Source organism: Pseudomonas sp. FEN, from assembly GCF_904067045.1.
Taxonomy (GTDB): domain Bacteria; phylum Pseudomonadota; class Gammaproteobacteria; order Pseudomonadales; family Pseudomonadaceae; genus Aquipseudomonas.
This window is the reverse complement of the sequence record NZ_CAJFDC010000036.1, coordinates 525116-548486: the sequence shown is the minus strand read 5'-3', so window position 1 is coordinate 548486 and position 23371 is coordinate 525116. Positions and strand designations below refer to the sequence as shown.

Genomic DNA, 23371 nt, shown 5'->3' with positions numbered 1-23371 from the left:
TGGTTTACGGTTTGTGGTGAATGGTGTGCAGGTAATGCTCTGCAACATCCAGCATTCGGTTGGCAAAACCCCATTCATTGTCGAACCAGGCCAGCACGTTCACCAGCCTTGGGCCGGAAACACGGGTCTGACTCGCATCGACAATCGCCGAATGAGGGTCATGGTTGAAATCGCAGCTGGCATGGGGCAACTCAGTGTAGGCCAGCAGGCCCTTGAGCGGACCGTGAGTGGCGGCCTCGCGCAGGATCCGGTTGACCTCCACGGCATCGGTGTCGCTGACGGTCTGCATCGTAATGTCGAGGCAGGACACGTTGACCGTCGGCACCCGTACGGCTTTGGCCTGGATTCGCCCGGCAAGTTCCGGCAGCAGGCGTTCGATGCCCCGCGCCAGACCGGTGGACACCGGGATCACCGACTGAAAGGCCGAACGTGTACGGCGCAGGTCTTCGGCGTGGTAGGCATCGATCACCGGCTGGTCGTTCATCGCCGAGTGGATGGTGGTGATCGATACGTATTCCAGGCCGATGGCCTGGTCCAGCAGGCGCAGCAGCGGCACACCGCAATTGGTGGTGCAGGAAGCGTTGGAGACCAGACGCTCGTCGCCGGTCAGGCAGTCCTGGTTGACGCCAAAGACGACGGTGGCGTCGACATCCGTCTCGCTGGCCATCGGCTGGGAGAACAGCACCCGTGGCGCGCCGGCGGCGAGGAAGCGCTCGCCGTCCTCGCGGGTGTGATAGGCACCGGAGCATTCCAGTACCAGGTCCACGTCCAGCGCGGCCCAATCGATTTCTTCGGGGCTGGCACTGCGGAAGACTTTCACGCAGTGGCCATTGATATGCAGACAACCGTCCTCGACCCGCACTTCGCCGGGAAAGCGGCCATGGGTGGAGTCGAAACGGGTCAGGTATTCAAGGCTGGCCATATCGGCCAGGTCGTTGAGGGCAACGATTTCAAAAGCGGCCCGATCCCCTCGCTCGAACAGCGCACGCAGGACACAACGACCGATACGGCCATAGCCGTTGAGTGCAACTCTGTAAGGACGCGGTTGGGGCATGGGGATCTCGTCGAAGCTTGCGTATCAAGCATCCACGCAGAAGCATGGATTATGTGGAGCTGGGCTTGCCTGTGAGTGAGGTGGCGTCTGCGAGGCCGTCTTCGCGGGCAAGCTCCGCTCCCACAGTGTCCGTGTCTGGCCAAGGAGTTCTGGCGCGACATCAAACCTGTGGGAGCGGAGCTTGCCCGCGAAGAGGCAAGACCAGACAATCCTACTCTCGAACTTAGTCTTCCAGCAGCTCTTCAGCCTGACCCAGGATGTTCTCCAGGGTGAAGCCAAACTCTTCGAACAAGGCCGGCGCGGGCGCCGATTCGCCGTAGGTGGTCATGCCGATCACACGACCTTCCAGGCCCACGTACTTGTACCAGTAGTCGGCGTGAGCGGCCTCGATGGCAATCCGCGCGCCCACTTGCAGCGGCAGTACCGCCTGCTTGTAGCTCGCCTCCTGGGCATCGAAAACACTGGTGCACGGCATCGACACCACGCGGACCTTGCGACCCTGTTCGGTCAGCTTGTCGAAGGCTTGCACCGCCAGACCGACTTCCGAACCGGTAGCGATCAGGATCAGCTCGGGCTCGCCCGCGCAATCCTTGAGCACGTAGCCACCGCGGTTGATGTTCTCGATCTGTACGGCATCGCGGTGCTGATGTTGCAGGTTCTGCCGGGAGAAGATCAGCGCCGAAGGACCGTCCTTGCGCTCCAGGGCGTTTTTCCAGGCCACGGCGGATTCCACCGCGTCGGCTGGACGCCAGGTGTCGAGGTTCGGCGTGCAACGCAGGCTCGCCAGTTGCTCGATCGGCTGGTGGGTCGGACCGTCTTCGCCCAGACCGATGGAGTCGTGGGTATAGACATGGATCACGCGCTGCTTCATCAGTGCCGACATGCGCACGGCGTTGCGGGCGTACTCCATGAACATCAGGAAGGTCGCGCCGTAAGGCACCAGGCCACCGTGCAGGGTGACGCCGTTCATGATTGCGGTCATGCCGAATTCGCGCACGCCGTAATGCACGTAGTTACCACTGGCATCCTCGGCGTTGACACCCTTGCAACCCTTCCACAGGGTCAGGTTGGAACCGGCCAGGTCGGCCGAGCCGCCGAACAGTTCCGGCAACAGCGGGCCAAAGGCGTTCAGGGTGTTCTGACTGGCTTTGCGGCTGGCGATGGTTTCGCCCTTGGCCGCGACTTCGGCGATATAGGCCGAGGCTTTTTCGGCGAAGTCGGCCGGCAGCTCACCGCTCAGACGACGCACCAGCTCATTGGCTTCGACTGGGAAGGCCGCGGAGTAGGCGGCGAAACGCTGGTCCCACTCGGCTTCGAGCGCGCGCCCGGCTTCCTTGGCATCCCACTCGGCATAGATGTCGGCGGGGATTTCGAACGGGCCGTAATTCCACTTCAGCGCCGCGCGGGTCAGAGCGATTTCCGCGTCACCCAGCGGGGCGCCGTGGCAATCTTCCTTGCCTTGCTTGTTCGGCGAGCCGAAGCCGATGGTGGTCTTGCAGCAGATCAGGGTCGGCTGCGTGCTTTTGCGCGCGGTCTCGATCGCGGTCTTGATCTCTTCCGGATCGTGACCGTCGACGTTGCGGATCACCTGCCAGTTGTAGGATTCGAAACGCTTGGGCGTGTCGTCGGTGAACCAGCCTTCGACTTCGCCGTCGATGGAGATGCCGTTGTCATCGTAGAAGGCGATCAGCTTGCCCAGGTCCAGGGTCCCGGCCAGGGAGGCGACTTCGTGGGAAATGCCTTCCATCATGCAGCCGTCACCGAGGAACACATAGGTGTGGTGGTCGACGATGTTGTGCCCGGGACGGTTGAACTGCGCGCCCAGGACCTTTTCCGCCAGGGCGAAGCCCACGGCGTTGGCCAGGCCCTGGCCGAGCGGACCGGTGGTGGTTTCCACGCCCGGGGTGTAACCGTATTCCGGGTGACCCGGGGTACGGCTGTGCAGTTGGCGGAAGTTCTTCAGGTCGTCGATCGACAGGTCGTAGCCGGTCAGGTGCAGCAACGAATAGATCAGCATCGAGCCATGACCATTGGACAGGACGAAGCGGTCACGGTCGGCGAACGACGGGTTGCTCGGGTTGTGCTTCAGGTAGTCACGCCACAGTACTTCGGCAATATCCGCCATACCCATGGGGGCACCGGGATGGCCGCTGTTGGCTTTTTGCACGGCATCCATGCTGAGGGCACGAATGGCGTTGGCACGCTCACGACGGCTGGGCATCGCTGATCTCCTGGGAATGTTGAATCGAGAGTAAATAAAACGAAACGGAAAAAAGGCGAGCATTTTCCCTCAGCGACCGCCAAGGGGCAATGACAGATAGTCACCATGAGGCGTTTTTCCCGCGGATAGTCGCGCATTCCCCGGGTGAAACCTTTCCGCCGTCGAATCTGTATAGACCAGCGCAGCCTCGAAAGCGCCACCTATCGCTCAATATCAAAACTTTTTGATATTGATCTTGCTAGGCGACCGAGGGGTCACTAGACTGCTGGCCTTATGAACTTACGCGTGCCCGCCATCCGTCATGACGACAGCGACGACCTGTCCGCCCTGTGCAAGGCCGGCGGCGACCCGTTGCGCCTGAACGTCTTGCGGGCCCTGGCCAACGATTCGTTCGGCGTGCTGGAACTGGCGCAGATCTTCGGCATCGGCCAATCCGGCATGAGCCACCACCTGAAAGTGCTGGCCCAGGCCGAGCTGGTGGCCACCCGTCGCGAAGGCAATGCGATCTTCTACCGCCGCGCCCTGCCCCACACCGGGCGCCTGGGCGGCAAGCTGCACGCGGCGCTGCTTGAAGAAGTCGACGAGCTCGACCTGCCGAACGACGTACAAGCCCGCATCGGCCTGGTACACGGTCAGCGTGCCGCCGCCAGCCAGGACTTTTTCTCACGGGTAGCGGAGAAATTCCGCGCCCAGCAAGATTTGATCGCCGGCCTGCCGCAGTACCGCGAAAGCGTCCTGGCGCTGCTCGACAAGCTAAGCTTCGGTCCCCAGGCCACGGCCCTGGAAGTCGGCCCCGGCGACGGTGCCTTTCTGCCGGAACTGGCGCGGCGCTTCCAGCAGGTCACGGCACTGGACAACAGCCCGGCCATGCTCGAGCTGGCTCGCCAGCTGTGTGAGCGCGAAGCGCTGGACAATGTCAGCCTGCATTTGGCCGATGCCTTGCAAGCCCCCCACCCGCAGGCCGACTGCGTGGTACTGAACATGGTGCTGCACCACTTCGCCGCACCGGCCGAGGCCCTCAAGCAGATGGCCGGTCTGCTGCAACCTGGCGGTAGTTTGCTCGTGACAGAATTGTGTAGCCACAACCAGAGCTGGGCCAGGGAGGCCTGCGGTGATCTCTGGTTGGGGTTCGAACAGGACGATCTGGCCCGTTGGGCCATCGCTGCGGGGCTCGTGCCCGAGGACAGCCTCTATGTAGGCTTACGTAATGGTTTCCAGATCCAGGTCCGCCACTTTCAGCGGCCGGCTGGCACCACTCACCATCGGTAACTCAGGAAAACCATCGATATGAGCGAATATTCCGTTTTCACCTCCGAGTCCGTGTCCGAAGGGCATCCGGACAAAATCGCCGACCAGATCTCCGATGCGGTGCTGGACGCCATCATTGCTGAAGACAAGTTCGCCCGTGTCGCGTGCGAAACCCTGGTGAAGACCGGTGTAGCGATCATCGCTGGCGAAGTGACCACTTCGGCCTGGGTCGACCTCGAGGACATCGTCCGTAACGTGATCCTCGACATCGGCTACAACAGCTCCGACGTCGGTTTTGACGGCGCCACCTGCGGCGTGATGAACATCATCGGCAAACAGTCGGTGGACATCGCCCAGGGCGTTGACCGCAGCAAGCCGGAAGACCAGGGCGCCGGCGACCAGGGCCTGATGTTCGGCTACGCCAGCAACGAAACCGCGGAGCTGATGCCAGCCCCGATCGCCTTCTCCCACCAGTTGGTCCAGCGCCAGGCCGAAGCCCGCAAATCCGGCCTGCTGCCTTGGCTGCGCCCGGACGCCAAGTCGCAAGTGACCTGCCGTTACGAAAACGGCAAGGTCGTGGCAATCGACGCGATCGTACTGTCGACCCAGCACAACCCTGAAGTGTCCTACAAGGACCTGCGCGAAGGCGTGATGGAGCTGATCGTCAAGCACGCGCTGCCGGCCCATCTGCTGACCAAGGACACTCAGTTCCACATCAACCCGACCGGCAACTTCATCATCGGTGGCCCGGTGGGCGACTGCGGCCTGACCGGTCGCAAGATCATCGTCGACAGCTACGGCGGCATGGCCCGTCACGGCGGTGGCGCGTTCTCCGGCAAGGATCCATCGAAAGTTGACCGTTCCGCCGCCTACGCAGGTCGTTACGTGGCCAAGAACATCGTCGCCGCTGGCCTGGCCGATCGTTGCGAAATCCAGGTTTCCTACGCCATCGGCGTCGCTCAGCCGACTTCGATCTCGTTGAACACCTTCGGCACCGGCAAGATCAGCGATGAGAAGATCATCAAGCTGGTCCGCGAGATCTTCGACCTGCGTCCATACGCCATCACCACCATGCTCGACCTGCTGCACCCGATGTACCAGGAGACCGCGGCCTACGGCCACTTCGGCCGCACCCCGGCGCTGAAGACCGTCGGCGACGATACCTTCACCACCTTCACCTGGGAAAAGACCGACCGCGTAGACGCGCTGCGAGCGGCTGCCGGCCTGTAATGTAGCCTGCGTCACAAAAGCCCTCCATGGCCGGCCATGGAGGGCTTTTTCATGTCTGTCGAAACTTGCGCGCCGGGACACGCCTCCCTAGAATCGCGCCCCCTCTCGAACCCTTTTCCCACTTGGATATTGCCCGGCGCCGTTCGAGACTCCCTTTCGCGCCGCCAATCGAACATTGAGGTTTGTCATGCGTCTCTCCACACTCGCCCCTGCCGCCATCCTGCTCGGCCTGTTCTCCCTGTCCGCGCAGGCGGCTGACCTGAGCGCCCTGGCCGGTGGCCTGACCTCGCAGTTGGGCGGCACCGCCGCTACACCCGCGGCCACCACCACCGCGGGTTCGAGCCCCTGCAACAAGCAGATCCAGGATCTGCAGGCCAAGATCGATGCCGCCAAGGCCAAGGGCGACGACCTGAAGGTCAGCGGCCTGCAAATGGCCATGGACCAAGCCTCCAAGGGCTGCACCAAGCTCAACGGCCAGGCGGCTGCCGCGCAACCGGCTGCCGCTGCGCCCGCCGCCACCCAGGACGCCAAGGCCCAGGCCATGGATACTGGCATGAAGGCACTGGGTGGCCTGCTCAAGTAAGTCGACACACGTAGTAAAAAAGCCCCGCCTCGCGCGGGGCTTTTTTATGCGCGCACTGATCTAGGCTTGTATTTCAGGTCGAGCAAGGATGCTCAGGATGCGTTTCTTCAGTGGATTGCCGTGCTTCGTTGTATGTCTAGCCGCCCATGCCTACCCTTGCCCGGACTGGCAGGCGGAACGCGCCCGACGAGAAGTCGAGGCTCTGCAGGAACAGTTGCTCCAGTGGGACCAAAGCTACCATCGCCAAGGCATCTCGCCCGTGGCCGACGAACTCTACGATCAGTCCCGCCAGCGGCTTGAGCAGTGGCGTAGCTGTTTCCGACAGCCGCCAGACAAACCGCATACGCCGCCCGGCGCGGCGGGTCCCGCGCCCCACCCGACCGCCCATACCGGCCTCGACAAGCTGCCGGACGCCGAGGCCGTCCGCGCCTGGATGAAAGACCGCGCGGGCCTGTGGATTCAGCCCAAGGTCGATGGCGTGGCCGTGACCCTGGTGTATCGCCAGGGCCGGTTGCACCAGGTCATCAGCCGCGGCGACGGGCTCAGCGGCCAGGACTGGACCGCCTCGGCCCGCAGGATTCCGGCAATCCCCGACGCCTTGCCGGTCGTCCGGGACCTGGTGTTGCAAGGTGAGTTGTACTGGCGTTTACCCAACCACGTGCAAGCCCGCGAAGGCAGCCTGAACGCCCGAGGCACGGTGGCCGGGTTGCTGGCCCGACACCAGCTGGACCGCTCGCGGGCCGAGGGTATCGGCCTGTTCGTCTGGGACTGGCCACAGGGACCGGCAACGCAGGAGGAGCGCCTCGAAGGATTACAGGCACTGGGGTTCCCGGACAGCAAGACCTACAGCCAGCCGATCCGTGACTTCAGCGAAGCCGAACACTGGCGCAATCACTGGTACCGCCAGCCACTGCCGTTTGCCAGCGATGGCGTCGTCCTGCGCCAGAGCCGACGCCCCGCCGCGCAAGCCTGGCGAGCCCTGCCCCCCTACTGGAGCGTGGCCTGGAAATACCCGCATGCCCAAGCATTGGCCCATGTGCGCAAGGTCAGCTTCAACGTTGGGCGGACCGGGCGAATTACCCCAATGCTGGAGCTGGCACCGGTGCAACTCGACGACCGGCGGATCAAACGGGTCAGCCTCGGCTCGCTGCAACGCTGGCAGGCCCTGGATATCCGCCCTGGCGACCAGGTCGCGATCAGTCTCGCCGGCCTGACCATCCCACGCCTGGACGCCGTGGTCTGGCGCAGCAGCGAACGCGAGCCGCTGGCCGTACCCGACCCTCAGCGCTTCCACCTGCTGAGTTGCTGGGAATATGGCCCGGGTTGCGAAAGCCAGTTTCTCGCCCGCCTGCGCTGGCTGAGCGGCAAGCAAGGGCTGGATCTGCCGCACCTGGGCGGCGGCACCTGGGACAAGCTGGTAGCAAGCGGAAGGGTCAAGCGCCTGCTCGATTGGTTGACCCTGGAGGGGGAAGAGCTTGCTACCATTGGCGGATTCGGCCCGCGCAACCGTGCTCGATGGCTGGAGAGCGTCCAACTGGCCCGGCAACGACCTTTCGAGCGCTGGCTCAGGGCGCTGGGACTGCCACCCTCGGCCACGGCGCCCTTGGACCCACCCTGGTCGGTATTGGCAGGCCGTACGCCCCAGGCGTGGCGGAGCATGCCCGGTGTCGGAGCCGAGCGGGCGGTACAACTGAGCGCTTTTTTCCGCGACCAGGAAGTACAGGCCCTCGCAGAATCATTACGTAACGCCGGTATCAAGGGATTTTAAGGACATAATCCCTGGCTAATTCAGATCATTCATACAGACAGTTTCGCCATCTATTTTCAGAGTGATCATTTTTCAATCATTGTTTCAGCCCGGAGTGTTTATGAGCTTTTTTCCACCGTTGGCGATCCTGACCTTGTGCAGAGTCCTGGCCGCCCCCTTGCTGGCCGCCGAAGAGCCCACCGAACTGACCGGTTGCGCCGCCAAGCGCCAGGCCATCAGCAGCCAACTCGACATCGCCAAGGCCCAGGGCAACGCTGAACAGCAAGCCGACCTGGAAAAGGCGTTGGACGAAGTGACCACCCATTGCACCGATGCCTCACTGAAAAGAGAACGGGAAAACAAGGTGCTCGACGCCAAGCACGAAGTCAGCCGCCGTCAGGCCGACCTCGACAAGGCGATGAAAAAGGGCGATCCGGACAAGGTCAACAAGCGCAAGGAAAAGCTCGCCGAGTCGCGCAAGGACCTGCAGAACGCGCTGGATGAGCTGGACAAATAGGTCACTGGAGCAGGATATCAAACGGTCGAAGCCAAGCGCCCCACCGTCACTCCGCTCAACTGAGAATGCCGCAACCCCTGTAGGAGCCAGCTTGCAGGCGATGAGGCCAATGAGCCTTGCATCGCCCGATCAGCCGCCATTGCCGGCAAGCCGGCGCCTACAAGACCGTGGTTGTGGGTACAGGGTCAAGACCGCTCTACGAACGCCGCCGCCCCTGATCGTCCACCAGGCTCAATGATCGCGAAACTCCTTATGGCAAGCATCGCAAGCGCCTTCGACCTTCTCGACCGCCGGTTTCAAGGTGCTGACCTTGTAAGGCTGGACCTGGCTGGCAAGCCGCAACTCTCCGGTGGCGACTTCCAACGAGCGCGCCAGCTCCTGGAAATGCGCCTGTTTCTGCCAGACGGCATCCCTGGCACTGGTATGCTCTGCTTCCTTGACTTGTGGGAAGTGTTTCCACGGCTCATGGGACAGGTCATCGAGCTGGTTCGCGCCCTCGACAAAACGCGGCCCGTCGAAGGGAATACGGCCGCGCAACATGCCGCCCAGGTCTTCGCTGGTCTTGAGCATCTGTTTGAAAATGGTCTTGCGCTGCCCCAAAGGAGAATTCGGGTCAACGCCGCCGCAAGCACTGAGGGTCAGACAGGCCAGCAATACAACAGAAAGGCTTTTAAGAGTCATGGTGGCTTCGGATCACGGGAAACGGCGGCCAGTATCCTCGTCTCGTCGCCAAAGACCAATAGCTTGCCAGCCCCATAACCACACTGAATCAATGGATTTGCTGAACAGAGTCTGAACAGGCAATCACCTTAGGAATTCACCGCTGTATGAACACCACTTTCAAGCGACTGGCCGCAGCCCTTTGCGCCCTCGCCCTGCTCGCTGGCTGTAATCGCAACGAAACCGCGGCGCCCCATGCGCCGCTAACCACCTACCTCAAGGCCGATTGGCAGGTACTGCCGACGGTTTCCGACACTGACTTGCAAGCGGGTTTCAGTTCGTGGCGCAGTGCCTGCGCCCGGCTCAAGACGGACGCCAACTGGGGCCCGACCTGCCTGGCGGCGGCCAATGTTGCCGATACCCCGACAGCCATTCGTGACTTTCTCCAGCAGAACCTCGAGGTCTACAGCCTGCGCTCTGCGCAAAACAGCGCCGACGGCCTGATCACCGGCTACTACGAGCCGGTCTACCGTGGCAGCTTGACCCAGACCGCCAAAGCCACGGTGCCGGTCTATGGCGTACCCGACGACCTGATCATCGTACAGCTCGACAGCCTCTACCCCGAACTCAAGGGCAAGCGCCTGCGCGGACGACTGGAAGGCCGCGTGGTGAAACCCTATGACGACGCGGCGCTGATCGCCACCCAAGGCGTCAAGGCCCCGGTGCTGGCCTGGTTGACCGACCCGATGGACCTGCAATTCCTGCAGATCCAGGGCTCGGGCAGGATCCGCCTGGATGACGGCCAGCAGGTACGGATCGGCTATGCCGACCAGAACGGCTACCCCTATCGCGCCATCGGGCGCTGGCTGGTGGAACAAGGCGAGCTGAAGAAGGAAGACGTCACCATGGGCGCCATCAGCGCCTGGGCCAAGGCCCACCCGACACGTATCCCGCAATTGCTCGGCAGCAACCCCAGCTATGTGTTCTTCGCCCGCAATCCGGACAGCAACGAAGGGCCGCGCGGCTCGCTGAACGTGCCGCTGACCGCTGGATACAGTGTGGCGGTGGACCGCAAAGTGATTCCGCTGGGCAGTCTGCTCTGGTTGTCGACGACCAAGCCGGACGGCAGCGCCCTGGTCCGTCCGGTGGCCGCCCAGGATACCGGCGGCGCGATTGCCGGCGAGGTCCGCGCCGACCTGTTCTGGGGCACCGGTGATGCGGCGGGCCAATTGGCCGGGGACATGAAGCAGAAGGGCAATATCTGGATGTTGTGGCCCAGGGGTGTGGCGTTGCCCAAGGCTCCGGATGTTGGCAGTTGATTGTTGCGGGGGCCGGCACGGGCCCCACACGATCCAACGACTGAAACACACCTCAGATAGAGACGAAAAAGAACGCCGCAATCAACACCATCCCAACAAACCACACCAGCGAGCGCAATATCGCCCAGTCCGCCAGGTAGCAGATGATGTAGAGCAGGCGACTGGTGATAAACAGCACCGCCAGCACATTGATGGTCACCAGTGACGCGGTGCCGGCAATATGGGCAATGATCACCGCCGCCGCAAAGGCCGGAGTCACCTCGAAGCCGTTCAACTGCGCCGAGTGAGCCCGCTTGGCGAAACCCTCAAGACCCTCGAGAAAGGCCCGCGGATCATGGTTCTCCCGCAGGCCGAACTTGCCATCACTGAACTTGGCGAGGCCAGTACACAGGTACGGCAGGAAGATAGCGATCAACACACACCAGAAAGCGACGGTCATAACAGAGTCCCTGAAAAGTGCCTGACGGCGTCGCCCACAACACTAGCCCACAACGGGACAGGCCGCAGAATGTTCTTTATCTTCCGACAGCGATGCAATCAGCCGTTGGCCAGTACCTCGACCTGAGCCTCGGCGTCTGTCACGGCGGGTCGATATTTCAACAAATCGCCGGGCTGGCAATCGAGCGCCTGACAAATGGCCTCGAGGGTCGCCAGGCGAAAGCCCTTGACCTTGCCCTGCTTCAACAATGAAAGGTTCTGCTCGGTAATGCCAATCCGCGCCGCCAGGTCCTTGGACTTGACCTTGCGCAGGGCCAGCATCACATCCAGCGTTATTTCAATCGACATCGACACATCCCACTAGATGAATTGTTGATTTTCACGGGCCAACTGGCAGGCGTTGCCCATGATCCGGGCCACCAGCATGACCGCGGCGCCCAGAAACAACGCCACCAGTTGAGCGGGACTGAAACCGAGACTCAGCAGACGTTCTCCCGGTGGCAGCAACAGGGTTATCCACACACTCATCAGCGGGTATAGCAGCACACTGGAAAGCACCCAAAGGCCGACACTCTTGCCTACCGTGCCTAGCAGGCCGGCCGTTTCCCGGGAAAAATACTCACCTTGCGCATAGGTCTGGAACAAAGCACGCAGCGCTTGCAGCCCGCGCGTCAGGACCAGTAACGGGATGCTGCTGAGCAGCATGCCACCGACCACCTGCCACCAGGGCATGGCGGCAATATCGACCTCAAGCTCCCTGACCAGGGAGGTCAGGTTGAAGTCGAATCCGTGCTCGACAAGCACCGGAAAAAACCAGCACGCCATGTTGAGCAGCAACATGCTCACCAGCAAAACCAGGGTGGCAGTTGCCAACCAGCGACTGTGCTTGATCAAACGATCGTCTTTCATCGAATACTCCTGTTAATCCTTTGGTCGGATGACCCGCCAAAGAAACTAACAGGGGATAAAATTATCGCAAAACGATAATTTATTACAAAATAACAGTAACTGCAGGAGCAGCCATCACCGATTGGGCTCATCATCCTTGAACTGATCCTTCACGTACTTGATCTCGGTACGCCCGTGAGGCGATGGCAGGCCATCCTCGCCGAGATTGACGAAGACCATTTTCTCCACGGTCAGGATGCTTTTGCGGGTGATTTTGTTGCGCACTTCACAGGTCAGGGTGATGGAGGTACGGCCGAACTCGGTGGCCGTGATGCCCAGCTCGATGATGTCGCCCTGGCGCGAGGCGCTGACGAAGTTGATTTCGGAGATGTACTTGGTCACCACGCGCTGGTTGCCCAGCTGGACGATGGCATAGATCGCCGCCTCCTCGTCGATCCAGCGCAGCAGGCTGCCGCCGAACAGCGTGCCGTTGGGATTGAGGTCTTCGGGTTTGACCCATTTGCGGGTGTGGAAATTCATGCTCACTCCTGACCGTCTTGCCGATTGATGCCCGCCATCATGGCAGACCGGCCGGTCAAGCTCCATGAGGGCTCGACTATGGTAGTCATCAACAATCTTCATGTCGCCGACAGAAACCCTTGGGAAGTCCGTTCCGGGCAGCTATAATCCCCACCGTTTCAAAACGGTAACCTTCGCTTGGTACCGTTTTCCCGCCACCTGTCCGAGGGGCGCTGCAGCAGGTTCGACCTGTCAGGCTCGGATGGGGCGTTGTTCGCTCAGGGTTCCCTGCACGGACACTAAACGCACAACGGCGCCCATTCGCATACTACGAATGGAGGCTCTTCATGAGCGCTGTCAACACGCCTGCAGATTTCAACGACTACAAAGTCGCCGACATGTCCCTGGCTGCCTGGGGCCGTCGCGAAACCATCATCGCCGAATCGGAAATGCCGGCCCTGATGGGTCTGCGCCGCAAGTACGCCGGTGAGCAGCCACTCAAGGGCGCCAAGATCATCGGCTGCATCCACATGACCATCCAGACCGCCGTGCTGATCGAGACCCTGGTTGCCCTGGGTGCCGAAGTGCGCTGGTCGTCCTGCAATATTTTCTCGACCCAGGACCAGGCCGCCGCCGCCATCGCCGCCGCCGGTATCCCGGTCTTCGCCTGGAAAGGCGAGACCGAGCAGGAATACGAGTGGTGCATCGAGCAGACCATCCTCAAGGACGGCCAGCCTTGGGACGCCAACATGATCCTCGACGACGGCGGCGACCTGACCGAGATCATCCACAAGAAATACCCGGCCATGCTGGAAAAAATCCACGGCGTGACCGAAGAAACCACCACCGGCGTGCACCGCCTGCTGGAAATGCTCGCCAAGGGCGAACTGAAAATCCCGGCCATCAACGTCAACGACTCGGTGACCAAGAGCAAGAACGACAACAAATACGGCTGCCGTCACAGCCTGAACGATGCCATCAAGCGCGGCACCGACCACCTGCTGTCCGGCAAGCAGGCGCTGGTGATCGGCTACGGTGACGTGGGCAAGGGTTCGTCCCAGTCCCTGCGTCAGGAAGGCATGATCGTCAAGGTTTCCGAAGTCGATCCGATCTGCGCCATGCAAGCCTGCATGGACGGTTTCGAAGTGGTTTCGCCGTTCATCAACGGCCAGAACGACGGCACCGCCGCCAGCATCGACAGCGCCCTGCTGGGCAAGATCGACCTGATCGTCACCACCACCGGTAACGTCAACGTCTGCGATGCGAACATGCTCAAGGCCCTGAAGAAGCGCGCCGTGGTCTGCAACATCGGTCACTTCGACAACGAAATCGACACCGCTTTCATGCGCAAGAACTGGGCATGGGAAGAAGTGAAGCCACAGGTGCACAAGATCCATCGCACCGGCCATGGCGATTTCGATCCGCAGAACGACGACTACCTGATCCTGCTGGCCGAAGGCCGCCTGGTGAACCTGGGCAACGCCACCGGCCACCCAAGCCGCATCATGGACGGTTCGTTTGCCAACCAGGTGCTGGCGCAGATCTTCCTGTTCGGCCAGAAGTATGCCGACCTGTCCGCCGCTCAGAAAGCCGAGCGCCTGACCGTGGAAGTCCTGCCGAAGAAGCTCGACGAAGAAGTGGCCCTGGAAATGGTTCGCGGCTTCGGCGGCGTGGTCACTCAACTGACCAAGCAACAGGCTGACTACATCGGCGTCACCGTCGAAGGTCCGTTCAAGCCGCACGCTTATCGCTACTGATACGCCCGGCTCCTTGTAGGAGCGAGCTTGCTCGCGATGAAGGCGATGCGGTGTGTCAGTTGCACCGCCATCGCGAGCAAGCTCGCTCCTACAGGGGCTCGCGTCCGGCTTTCGAGTTTCCAAGGATCCGACCATGTCCCAAGATCGTCGCTACAGCTTCGAGTTCTTCCCGACCAAGACCGATGCCGGGCAGGAAAAACTGCTCGCCACTGCCCGTCAGTTGGCCGGCTACAACCCCGACTTCTTCTCCTGCACCTACGGTGCCGGCGGCTCGACCCGCGACCGCACGATCAACACCGTGCTGCAGCTCGAGAATGAAGTAAAGATTCCCGCCGCACCGCATCTGTCCTGCGTCGGCGACAGCAAGGCCGACCTGCGCGGCCTGCTGGAGCAATACAAGAGCGCTGGCATCAAGCGCATTGTCGCCCTGCGCGGCGACCTGCCCTCCGGCATGGGCATGGCCAGCGGCGAACTGCGTCACGCCAATGACCTGGTGACCTTCATTCGTGAAGAAACCGGCAGCCACTTTCATATCGAAGTCGCCGCCTACCCGGAAATGCACCCACAAGCGCGCAATTTCGAAGACGACCTGCACAATTTCGTACGCAAGGCCAATGCCGGCGCCGACAGTGCCATCACCCAGTATTTCTTCAACGCCGACAGCTACTTCTATTTCGTCGAGCGTGTGCGGGCGATGGGCGTGAATATCCCGATCGTGCCGGGGATCATGCCGATCACCAACTACAGCAAGCTGGCGCGTTTCTCCGATGCCTGCGGCGCGGAAATCCCGCGCTGGATCCGCAAGCAACTGGAAGCCTACGGTGACGATACCCAGAGCATCCAGGCCTTCGGCGAGCAAGTGATCAGCCAGATGTGCGAACGCCTGCTGCAAGGCGGCGCGCCAGGGCTGCACTTCTATACCCTGAACCAGGCGGAGCCAAGCCTGGCCATCTGGAACAACCTGAAGCTGCCTCGCTAGCTAAGAAGCGCAAGCCCCTGAAATTCGGGGGCTGCAATCTCCCCCCAGCAGAAAAAGATCGTTGCCCATGACCACGACTCCCGCCAGCCGCCCGCAACTTGTCTATCTGGTCTTCGGCAACGAGACTTACCATCAGGAAGCCGTATTTAGTATTGCCAGTGCGCTCGCTCGCCTGCGCGAAACGCCCGGCGCGGAACTCGACATCCAGATTTTTACCGACAACCCTGAGCCTTATCGGCTGCTGCCGGTCCGCATCCGCCCGCTGGACGAAGCCACCCGTAAACGCTGGAGCGAGCCCTACGGCTATCACTTCCGAATCAAGCATATGGCGATGCGCAGCATTCTCGAAGACGCCGAGCAAGCAATACTGATCGACACCGATACCTTCTTCCATCGCTCCCCCATGGAGCTGTTCAAACGCATAGAACCTGGCGCCCTACTGTGCAACGTGGTCTATGGCGCCTATGGTGCCGACAAGAAAACGACGCTGTATACGGCGCTCTCGGCCCGCCTCAAGGAAAAGGGCCTGGCCGACGATCAGATGATGACGCTCAACTCCGGCGTGATCGGCCTGAACCGGCATGACATTGGCGTCATGGACCAGTCCATACAGTTGATGGATGAACTCTTTCCTTTCGCCCAAGGCGCCTACACGCTGGAAGAATTCTGCCTATCGATCGCAGCCTATCGCACCAGGAGCGTCAGGGAGTGCCCGGATCTGATCCACCACTATTGGGGCCGTAAGGTGCTCTTCCGTGCCAAGGTCAAGGCCTGGCTGCACAAGCATGGCGCAGACCCGCTCAGCCGCGAAGCGCTCGACGACGCTTGCCTGGTCAACGGTCGCCTGCCACGCCCGCCTCGCGGACGACGCATGCGCAACAAGCTTATGACCCTGACCTTGCCAAAACGGCAACGCCAGTTCTTCCGGGAACTGCTCTATGGCTGCTACGAGCACGCCAACGAGTTCGATCAGGCCTGTGGCACCGCCTGGTGGGAGCGCGCGCGCGAGAGCTTGGAGGAACGCCTGAAGCAACCACTGACCAATGAGCAACTGGCCCAATGGCTCGACAGTATCGCCTCGCGTCTATTGCTGGGCAAACGCCGCGAGACCATCCTTCAACACCTGCTCAGCGTCCGGCCCCTCGTATAAAACGGAAACAGGCATTCCAAAGCTTCTATTCGCCGCCTCGGCGTCGTAATCTCCAGCCATGTCCGCCATTGCCCAACTCCTGACAGTTGTGTTTTTCGCTTGCCTGAGCTTCGCCGCTCAAGGTGAAAAGCTGCGCATTGTCACCGACCCCTGGGCCCCCTACGCCTACCAGGAAAACGGCCAGGCCAAAGGAATCGATTACGAAACCACGGCGATTGTGCTCCAGCGCCTGGGTATCGACGCGGAGTGGCAGTTCCTGCCCTGGAAACGCTGCCTGGTGATGCTGGAGCAAGGCCAGGCCGACGGTGCCCTGGATATCTTCCACAACCACGAGCGCGACAAAAGCCTGCTCTACCCCGGCGAAGCCTTGTCGGAGGTGGATTTCGTGTTGTTTTATGCCAAGGCCCGGCCTCATCCTTTCGTCACCCTCGATGACCTCAACGGCCTGACCATCGGCACCTCCCCCGGTTATCTGTACAGCTCGGTGTTCAGCGACGCCAAGGGCCTCAAGCGCGAAGACGGGCCTAGCCAGGAAGCCAACTTCGGCAAGCTCGCCCGGGGGCGCATCGACCTGCTGATCACTGATCGCCGGGTTGGCCAACGCATTCTGGAACACATGCAGTTGCAGGACCGGATCGACCAGTACCCAACGGTCATCGCCCGGGAAAACCAGTACCTGGCCGTGCGCCGCGCCGCCGGGATGGACCTGTTGATACAACGCTTCGGTGCCGAATTGCGGCGCTTCAAGCACGAACCGGCCTATGCCGAGCTCGTCGCCCGCTATGCCGGCAAGGCCAGGAACAGCACGAACGGGCTCCATGAACACGAAAGCGCAAACCGTTGAGCAGCAGGAAAGCAGCGCACGGCGTTTGCTCTGTTATACTCCGACGTTCCCGCCAGGCTCACGCCCGGACGCTCGACCTTGCATCAGGTATTCCGACACTGCGACCAGCGCCGCCCAACGGCCCGCGCGAGCGGTGCGTAGAGCCTCAAGGCCCAGCAGGACCGGACGGGATGCGCCCCAGGGGTCAGTAAGAAAACTCGCCAAACCCGCTCGACAGGCAGGCAGCTTTTCTCTTACAGAACCTGAAACGCTATTCGCGCCAGGCAAGATTCCCATCGGGCCAAGCCCTAACTGAACAGGATTACTCATGTCCTTTGCTTCCCTCGGTCTCTCCGAGGCTTTAGTCCGCGCCATCGAGGCAGCGGGCTATACCGAGCCTACTCCGGTGCAACAGCGGGCCATTCCCGCCGTGTTGCAAGGTCGCGACCTGATGGTCGCGGCACAGACAGGTACGGGTAAAACCGGCGGTTTCGCCCTTCCGATTCTGGAACGGTTGTTTCCCAATGGTCACCCGGACAAATCCCAGCGTCATGGCCCGCGCCAACCGCGCGTGCTGGTCCTGACCCCAACCCGTGAACTGGCTGCCCAGGTGCACGAGAGCTTCAAGGTCTACGCCCGTGACCTGAAATTCGTCAGCGCCTGCATCTTCGGCGGCGTTGGCATGAACCCACAGGTCCAGGCCATGTCCCGGGGCGTCGACGTACTGGTTGCCTGCCCGGGTCGTTTGCTCGACCTGTGCGGCCAAGGCAGCGTCGACCTGTCCCACGTGGAAATCCTCGTGCTGGACGAAGCCGACCGCATGCTCGACATGGGCTTTGTCCATGACGTGAAGAAGGTCCTCGCCCGCCTGCCGTCCAAGCGGCAGAACCTGCTGTTCTCGGCGACCTTTTCCAAGGACATCACCGACCTCGCCGGCAAGTTGCTGCACAACCCGGAACGCATCGAAGTCACGCCGCCGAATACCACGGTCGAGCGTATCGAACAACGCGTCTTCCACCTGGCCGCCAGCCACAAGCGCTCGCTGCTGGCGCACCTGATCACCGCCGGTGCCTGGGAACAGGTCCTGGTGTTCACCCGCACCAAGCACGGCGCCAACCGTCTGGCCGAGTACCTGGACAAGCACGGCCTGAGCGCCGTCGCCATCCACGGCAACAAGAGTCAGAACGCCCGCACCAAAGCCCTGGCCGACTTCAAGGCCGGCGAAGTGCGGATCCTGGTGGCCACCGATATCGCCGCTCGCGGCCTGGATATCGACCAGTTGCCGCATGTGGTCAACTTCGAACTGCCGAACGTCGATGAAGACTACGTGCACCGTATCGGCCGTACTGGCCGGGCCGGTCGTTCGGGCGAGGCCATTTCCCTGGTCGCGCCAGACGAAGAGAAGCTGCTGAAAAGCATCGAGCGCATGACCAAGCAGAAAATCGCCGACGGCGACCTGATGGGCTTCGATTCCAGCGCCGTGGAAGCCGAGAAGCCGGAAGTGCGCGAGCGTCCGGATGTGCGCAACCCGCGCAACACCCCACGCGGTCCGAAGGGCGACGGCCCGAATGGCAGCGGTGGCGGCGGCGGGCGCAAGGATAAAGGCAAGGACAAGGGTGGCAAGGAGAAACCCGCCACCAACGGTCGCGGTGAGCGTCCGGCTCGTGAGCAGAAGCCACGTGAAGGCACACCGGCTCGCGAACAGCGTCAGCCAAGCCAGCCAAGCCAGCCGCCGCGCGCGGCGGCTGATCGTGCTCCGGATGAGTTCCTTGACGACGATATCGATAACTTCGGGAACCGCGTTGATTACGTGCCCCAGGCCAAGCCGGCCCAGGGCCGTGGTCGTCGTCCGGGGGCACCGGCACCAGGTGCGGGGGCTCCGCGCAGCGGTCAGCCGCAAGGTCGCCAGAATGGGCCGCGCAATGGTAGCGGCGCCACTACCGGGACTCCGCCAGCCAAGCGTAGCGGGCCACGCAATGGCGCTCCGCGTGATGGGCAGGCCCGTCGCGAAGAGTCACGCAATCGCCGCCCGGCTCGGGACGATCAGCCACGTGAGGAGCCAGCAGTACAGAATCCGCGTGGGCCGGGACCGAAGATTATTCATAAAGAGTCGAAGAGCGATCGCTTCCCGACACCTGAGCAGTTGGATCAGCTGCCAGGACGGCCTCGGGGTGAGAAGCCGGCGTTGTTGACTCGCAATCGCTGAGTTGGCAGTGCAATGAAAACGCCCCCGGCTCGTGAGAGCCGGGGGCGTTTTTTTGTCTGGCACAAATATTGAAACTTTGCGCTTACTGTAGGAGCAGAGCTTGCTCGCGAAGAGGGCCCTGAAGACGCCAAAAGCTTCGCGGGCAATCGAGCGTCGACCGGCTGCTCCTACAGTCTCAGCATTACTTCGCTTTCACACCCTCAAACGTCACATACAGCTCCACCGCGTCAGACGCTGGGCCCAAATCCATCATCTTGCCAAAGTCCGAACGCTTGATATGCGCTACACCTTCGAAACCAGCACGGTAGCCACCCCATGGATCCTTGCCTTCACCCAGGAAGGTCGCCTTGACCACGATCGACCTGGTCACGCCGTGCATCGTCAGGTCACCCGTGACGTCAGCCGTGTCCTTGCCATCGGCATTCTTGCCTGTCGATTTGACGCTGGTGGACACGAACTTGGCATCGGCAAACTTGGCAACGTCCAGGAAGTCCTTGCTGGAGATGTGCTTGTCACGCTCGGCATGGTTGGTGAACACGCTGGCGGTACGCACGTTGACTTCGATTTTGCTGGCTTCAGGCTTGGCCGCATCAAAGCTGAACTTGCCGTCCAGGTCCTTGAAGGTACCGGTGATGAAGCTGTAGCCCAGGTGGCTGATCTTGAAGTCGACGAAGGCGTGCTGGCCTTCCTTGTCGATCACATAATCCGCAGCCATCGCCTGACCGGCAACAAACAGCGCAGAACCGATTGCCAGTGCGGCGAGAGTCTTTTTCAACATACTTCTATTCCTTTTGAGTCGAGGTTGAACATCAAGCTTTGCGACCCAGCATGCGGGTCAGCGTCGCATCACGGTCGATAAAGTGGTGCTTCAGGGCTGCCAGGGCATGGAGACCCGCAAAGATCACCACCGTCCAGGCCAGGTACAAATGCACCGCCCCCGCCACATCCGCCTGATCGGGGATGCTGGAAATCCAGGCGGGCACGTCAAACAGGTTGAACACCGGAATCCCGACACCTTCGGCGGTGGAAATCAGGTACCCGGAAAACATCACGGCGAACAGGCCGAGATAGAGGAACGCATGACCGAACTTGGCACCCAGGCGGGTCAGTCGGCCATGATTGGCCGGTGGCGGTGGCGGTGGGCTGATGAAACGCCAGACCACGCGCAGCACCATGACCGCGAACAGGGTCAGGCCGATACTTTTATGCAGGTCCGGAGCCGCCTTGCGCCACTCGCTGTAGTAGTCGAGCCCGACCATCCACAAGCCCAGCGCAAAAAGACCGAACACCACCAGGGCAACGCCCCAATGCAGGAACATGCTGACAGCACCATAACGAGAAGATGAGTTGCGTAGCTGCATTGCCGGAATCCTGTAAGTGATGCGCCCAAGACTAATGGTTTACCTATCGAATTAAAGCGGAAAATTTCGCTTTGAAATATCGAAAAAACCGATTATCAGTCTGCGACGAACGGGTTAAGAAAATATTAAGGTCGATCTCTACGGTGAACACTCGGCCGCGCGGGTTTATTCGCGCCCGGCAATGCGGCGCCAGCATCGCCATGGGTTGTTCTGCGGCCGCGCATTGCATAGGCTTGCGCGATTGTGTGTCCGCCGGCGTCGCGGACAACCGCCCGGAGAATGCAAATGAGCCTGAACAACCAGTGGATGCAGCGCGATCTCGCGGTGGTATGGCATCCCTGCACCCAGATGAAAGATCACGAACAACTGCCGATGATCCCCATCAAACGCGGCGAAGGCGTCTGGCTGGAGGATTTCGAAGGCAAGCGTTACCTCGACGCCGTCAGTTCCTGGTGGGTCAACGTGTTCGGTCATTGCAATCCGCGCATCGGCCAGCGCATCAAGGACCAGGTCGACCAGCTCGAGCACGTGATCCTCGCCGGTTTCAGCCATCAGCCGGTGATCGAGCTGTCCGAGCGCCTGGTGAAGCTGACACCCGAAGGCCTGACCCGTTGCTTCTATGCCGACAACGGCTCGTCGTGCATCGAAGTCGCGCTGAAGATGAGCTTTCATTACTGGCTCAACCGCGGCCTGCCGGACAAGAAGCGCTATGTCACCCTGACCAACAGCTATCACGGCGAGACCGTGGCGGCGATGTCGGTGGGCGATGTGCCGCTGTTCACCGAGACCTACAAGGCCCTGCTGCTGGACACCATCAAGGTGCCCAGCCCGGATTGCTACCTGCGCCCGCAAGGCATGAGCTGGGAAGAACATTCGCGCAATATGTTCCGGGTCATGGAACAGACCCTGGCGGACAATCACCACAGCGTTGCCGCCGTGATCGTCGAACCGCTGATTCAGGGCGCTGGCGGCATGCGCATGTACCATCCGGTCTACCTCAAGCTGTTGCGCGAGGCCTGCGACCGTTATGGGGTGCACCTGATCCACGATGAAATCGCCGTGGGCTTCGGCCGTACCGGAACCATGTTCGCCTGTGAGCAAGCCGGCATCCGCCCGGACTTCCTGTGCCTGTCCAAGGCCCTGACCGGCGGCTACCTGCCGCTGGCGGCGTGCCTGACCACCGAGGATGTCTACAGCGCCTTCTACGACGATTATCCGACCCTGCGGGCGTTCCTGCATTCCCATAGCTACACCGGCAATCCACTGGCTTGTGCGGCGGCCCTGGCGACCCTGGATATCTTCGAGCAGGACAACGTTATCGAGAACAACAAGGCCCTGGCCCGGCGGATGGCGAGTGCCACCGCGCACCTGGTGGACCATCCACACGTCGCCGAAGTCCGCCAGACCGGCATGGCGCTGGCGATTGAAATGGTCCAGGACAAGGCGAGCAAGACCGCCTATCCATGGCAGGAACGCCGCGGCCTGAAGGTTTACCAGCACGCCCTGGAACGCGGCGCCTTGCTGCGGCCACTGGGCAGCGTGGTGTATTTCCTGCCGCCGTATGTCATCACCCCGGAGCAGATCGACTTCCTGGCTGAAGTGGCCAGCGAAGGGATCGATATCGCCACCCGCACAGGTGTCAGCGTGGCGGTACCGACCAATTTCCATCCGGATTTCCGTGATCCGGGCTAGAGGACAATGAGGTCCCGTGGCGAGCGGGCTTGCCCGCGTTCGGCTGCGTAGCAGTCGCAAGACCGGCCCCCTCGGTCTGCCTGATAGGCCGAATTCGCAGGTTTCAGGGCCGCTTCGCAGCCCAACGCGGGCAAGCCCGCTCGCCACGGAGGTATCATTCGCCTGCGCAAATACGATTTTCAGCAGAGATTTCAAATGAGACTGTCCCGCTTCTTTATCGACGCCCCCTTGAACCTCGGCGAACACGAGCTGCCCGAGGCCCAGGCCCACTACATCGGCCGCGTGCTGCGCATGGCCGAGGGCGACGCGCTGCAAGTGTTCGACGGTTCGGGCACGGAATTCCTCGGCAGCTTGCTGGAGGTCGGCAAGAAGCGCGTGCGCGTGCAACTGACTGAAAGCTTCGCCGGGCAAACCGAGTCGCCGCTGCGCATCCATCTCGGCCAGGGCCTGTCCCGGGGCGAGCGGATGGACTGGGCGATCCAGAAAGCCAGCGAACTGGGCGTGAGCGAAATCACCCCCATCGTCAGCGAGCGCTGCGAAGTCCGACTCAAGGACGAACGCGCCGACAAGCGCCTGGCCCATTGGCGGCAGATCGCGATCAGCGCTTGCGAACAGTGCGGCCGCTCGACGCTCCCGCTGATTCATCCACCGCTGTTGCTGGGCGAATGGGTGAAACAGACCGAAGCCCAGCTCAAGCTGGTGCTGCACCCGGTGGCCGAGCCGCTGACCAGTCACCCCAAGCCGGGGACACTGGCGTTCCTGATCGGCCCGGAAGGCGGGTTGTCGGACGCTGAAGTGGCCCAGGCCGCGCAAGCCGGTTATCTGCCGGCACGCCTCGGCCCGCGAGTCCTGCGTACCGAAACCGCGCCGGTGGTGGCCTTGGCGGTGGCCCAACAACTGTGGGGCGATTTCTGACCACACCTATTTCCTGACACGCCGCAACCCCTGTAGGAACCGGCGATGAGGCCAATGAGCCTTG

The 23371-nt window shown here is 61.7% G+C and carries 22 protein-coding genes and 1 riboswitch; of the genes, 13 read left to right on the top strand and 9 right to left on the bottom strand.

The genetic code is table 11. The annotated features are described in order from the left end of the window. Positions 1-4: 4 nt before the first annotated feature. Together epd and tkt are read right to left on the bottom strand one after the other, a co-directional pair. Positions 5-1054 carry an erythrose-4-phosphate dehydrogenase gene (gene epd, locus PFEN_RS26145; protein WP_191489494.1) on the bottom strand — a complete coding sequence of 350 codons (1050 nt, stop codon included), beginning with the start codon at positions 1052-1054 and terminating at the stop codon, positions 5-7. 223 nt (positions 1055-1277) lie between these two features. Beyond that, positions 1278-3275: a transketolase gene (tkt, locus tag PFEN_RS26140; protein WP_191489493.1), complete on the bottom strand. Its 1998-nt coding sequence runs from the start codon at positions 3273-3275 to the stop codon at positions 1278-1280. Between the two features lie 273 nt (positions 3276-3548). On the opposite strand from tkt, the gene PFEN_RS26135 reads away from it, so the two are divergent. The 5 genes from PFEN_RS26135 to PFEN_RS26115 all read left to right on the top strand — a co-directional run bounded on the left by PFEN_RS26135 (position 3549) and on the right by PFEN_RS26115 (position 8600). After that, positions 3549-4544 carry an ArsR/SmtB family transcription factor gene (locus PFEN_RS26135; protein WP_191489492.1) on the top strand — a complete coding sequence of 332 codons (996 nt, stop codon included), beginning with the start codon at positions 3549-3551 and terminating at the stop codon, positions 4542-4544. Between the two features lie 18 nt (positions 4545-4562). Beyond that, a complete protein-coding gene (metK, locus tag PFEN_RS26130) occupies positions 4563-5753 on the top strand; it encodes a methionine adenosyltransferase (protein WP_191489491.1) in 1191 nt (396 codons plus the stop codon). Positions 5754-5940: 187 nt separating this feature from the next. Further along, positions 5941-6336, top strand: coding sequence for a DUF1090 family protein (locus PFEN_RS26125; RefSeq protein ID WP_191489490.1), 396 nt, complete (start codon positions 5941-5943; stop codon positions 6334-6336). Positions 6337-6433: 97 nt separating this feature from the next. Next, positions 6434-8104: an NAD-dependent DNA ligase LigB gene (gene ligB, locus PFEN_RS26120; protein WP_412071482.1), complete on the top strand. Its 1671-nt coding sequence runs from the start codon at positions 6434-6436 to the stop codon at positions 8102-8104. A 100-nt stretch (positions 8105-8204) separates the two neighbouring features. Then, a complete protein-coding gene (locus tag PFEN_RS26115; RefSeq protein ID WP_191489488.1) occupies positions 8205-8600 on the top strand; it encodes a DUF1090 domain-containing protein in 396 nt (131 codons plus the stop codon). A 231-nt stretch (positions 8601-8831) separates the two neighbouring features. On the opposite strand, the gene PFEN_RS26110 is transcribed toward PFEN_RS26115, so the two are convergent. Next, positions 8832-9281 carry a c-type cytochrome gene (locus PFEN_RS26110; RefSeq protein WP_191489487.1) on the bottom strand — a complete coding sequence of 150 codons (450 nt, stop codon included), beginning with the start codon at positions 9279-9281 and terminating at the stop codon, positions 8832-8834. 146 nt (positions 9282-9427) lie between these two features. Between PFEN_RS26110 and PFEN_RS26105 the strand changes: the two genes are divergently transcribed. After that, positions 9428-10579, top strand: coding sequence for a murein transglycosylase A (locus PFEN_RS26105; protein WP_191489486.1), 1152 nt, complete (start codon positions 9428-9430; stop codon positions 10577-10579). 52 nt (positions 10580-10631) lie between these two features. Here PFEN_RS26105 and PFEN_RS26100 read toward each other — a convergent pair whose 3' ends face one another. From PFEN_RS26100 to PFEN_RS26085, 4 genes are all read right to left on the bottom strand, one after another. Next, a complete protein-coding gene (locus PFEN_RS26100) occupies positions 10632-11018 on the bottom strand; it encodes an MAPEG family protein (protein WP_191489485.1) in 387 nt (128 codons plus the stop codon). 98 nt (positions 11019-11116) lie between these two features. After that, on the bottom strand, positions 11117-11365 hold the full coding sequence (locus PFEN_RS26095; protein ID WP_191489484.1) for a helix-turn-helix domain-containing protein: 249 nt from the start codon (positions 11363-11365) through the stop codon (positions 11117-11119). 12 nt (positions 11366-11377) lie between these two features. After that, positions 11378-11926, bottom strand: coding sequence for a DUF2975 domain-containing protein (locus PFEN_RS26090; protein WP_191489483.1), 549 nt, complete (start codon positions 11924-11926; stop codon positions 11378-11380). Between the two features lie 114 nt (positions 11927-12040). Next, positions 12041-12445 (bottom strand): acyl-CoA thioesterase, encoded by a 405-nt coding sequence (locus tag PFEN_RS26085; protein ID WP_191489482.1) that lies wholly within the window; start codon positions 12443-12445, stop codon positions 12041-12043. Positions 12446-12643: 198 nt separating this feature from the next. Beyond that, positions 12644-12750: riboswitch (S-adenosyl-L-homocysteine riboswitch) on the top strand. A gap of 21 nt (positions 12751-12771) precedes the next feature. Here PFEN_RS26085 and ahcY point away from each other — a divergent pair. The 5 genes from ahcY to PFEN_RS26060 all read left to right on the top strand — a co-directional run bounded on the left by ahcY (position 12772) and on the right by PFEN_RS26060 (position 19339). Next, positions 12772-14181, top strand: a complete 1410-nt coding sequence (gene ahcY / locus PFEN_RS26080; RefSeq protein ID WP_191489481.1) for an adenosylhomocysteinase — start codon at positions 12772-12774, stop codon at positions 14179-14181. Positions 14182-14314: 133 nt separating this feature from the next. Next, positions 14315-15160 (top strand): methylenetetrahydrofolate reductase [NAD(P)H], encoded by an 846-nt coding sequence (metF, locus tag PFEN_RS26075; RefSeq protein WP_191489480.1) that lies wholly within the window; start codon positions 14315-14317, stop codon positions 15158-15160. A gap of 67 nt (positions 15161-15227) precedes the next feature. After that, entirely contained in the window at positions 15228-16310 is a 1083-nt protein-coding gene (locus tag PFEN_RS26070; protein ID WP_191489479.1) for a hypothetical protein, read from the top strand. 58 nt (positions 16311-16368) lie between these two features. Further along, positions 16369-17154 carry a substrate-binding periplasmic protein gene (locus tag PFEN_RS26065; protein WP_191489478.1) on the top strand — a complete coding sequence of 262 codons (786 nt, stop codon included), beginning with the start codon at positions 16369-16371 and terminating at the stop codon, positions 17152-17154. A gap of 307 nt (positions 17155-17461) precedes the next feature. Next, positions 17462-19339 (top strand): DEAD/DEAH box helicase, encoded by a 1878-nt coding sequence (locus PFEN_RS26060; protein ID WP_191489477.1) that lies wholly within the window; start codon positions 17462-17464, stop codon positions 19337-19339. 181 nt (positions 19340-19520) lie between these two features. On the opposite strand, the gene PFEN_RS26055 is transcribed toward PFEN_RS26060, so the two are convergent. Together PFEN_RS26055 and PFEN_RS26050 are read right to left on the bottom strand one after the other, a co-directional pair. Then, a complete protein-coding gene (locus PFEN_RS26055; protein WP_191489476.1) occupies positions 19521-20117 on the bottom strand; it encodes a YceI family protein in 597 nt (198 codons plus the stop codon). Between the two features lie 31 nt (positions 20118-20148). Further along, a complete protein-coding gene (locus tag PFEN_RS26050) occupies positions 20149-20700 on the bottom strand; it encodes a cytochrome b (protein WP_191489475.1) in 552 nt (183 codons plus the stop codon). 285 nt (positions 20701-20985) lie between these two features. On the opposite strand from PFEN_RS26050, the gene PFEN_RS26045 reads away from it, so the two are divergent. Then, complete coding sequence (locus PFEN_RS26045; RefSeq protein WP_191489474.1) at positions 20986-22392, top strand: adenosylmethionine--8-amino-7-oxononanoate transaminase; 1407 nt, start codon at positions 20986-20988, stop codon at positions 22390-22392. Positions 22393-22587: 195 nt separating this feature from the next. Next, the gene (locus PFEN_RS26040) at positions 22588-23307 is read left to right on the top strand and encodes a 16S rRNA (uracil(1498)-N(3))-methyltransferase (protein WP_191489473.1); all 720 of its coding nucleotides are present in this window, start codon (positions 22588-22590) and stop codon (positions 23305-23307) included. The last annotated feature ends 64 nt before the right edge of the window (positions 23308-23371 follow it).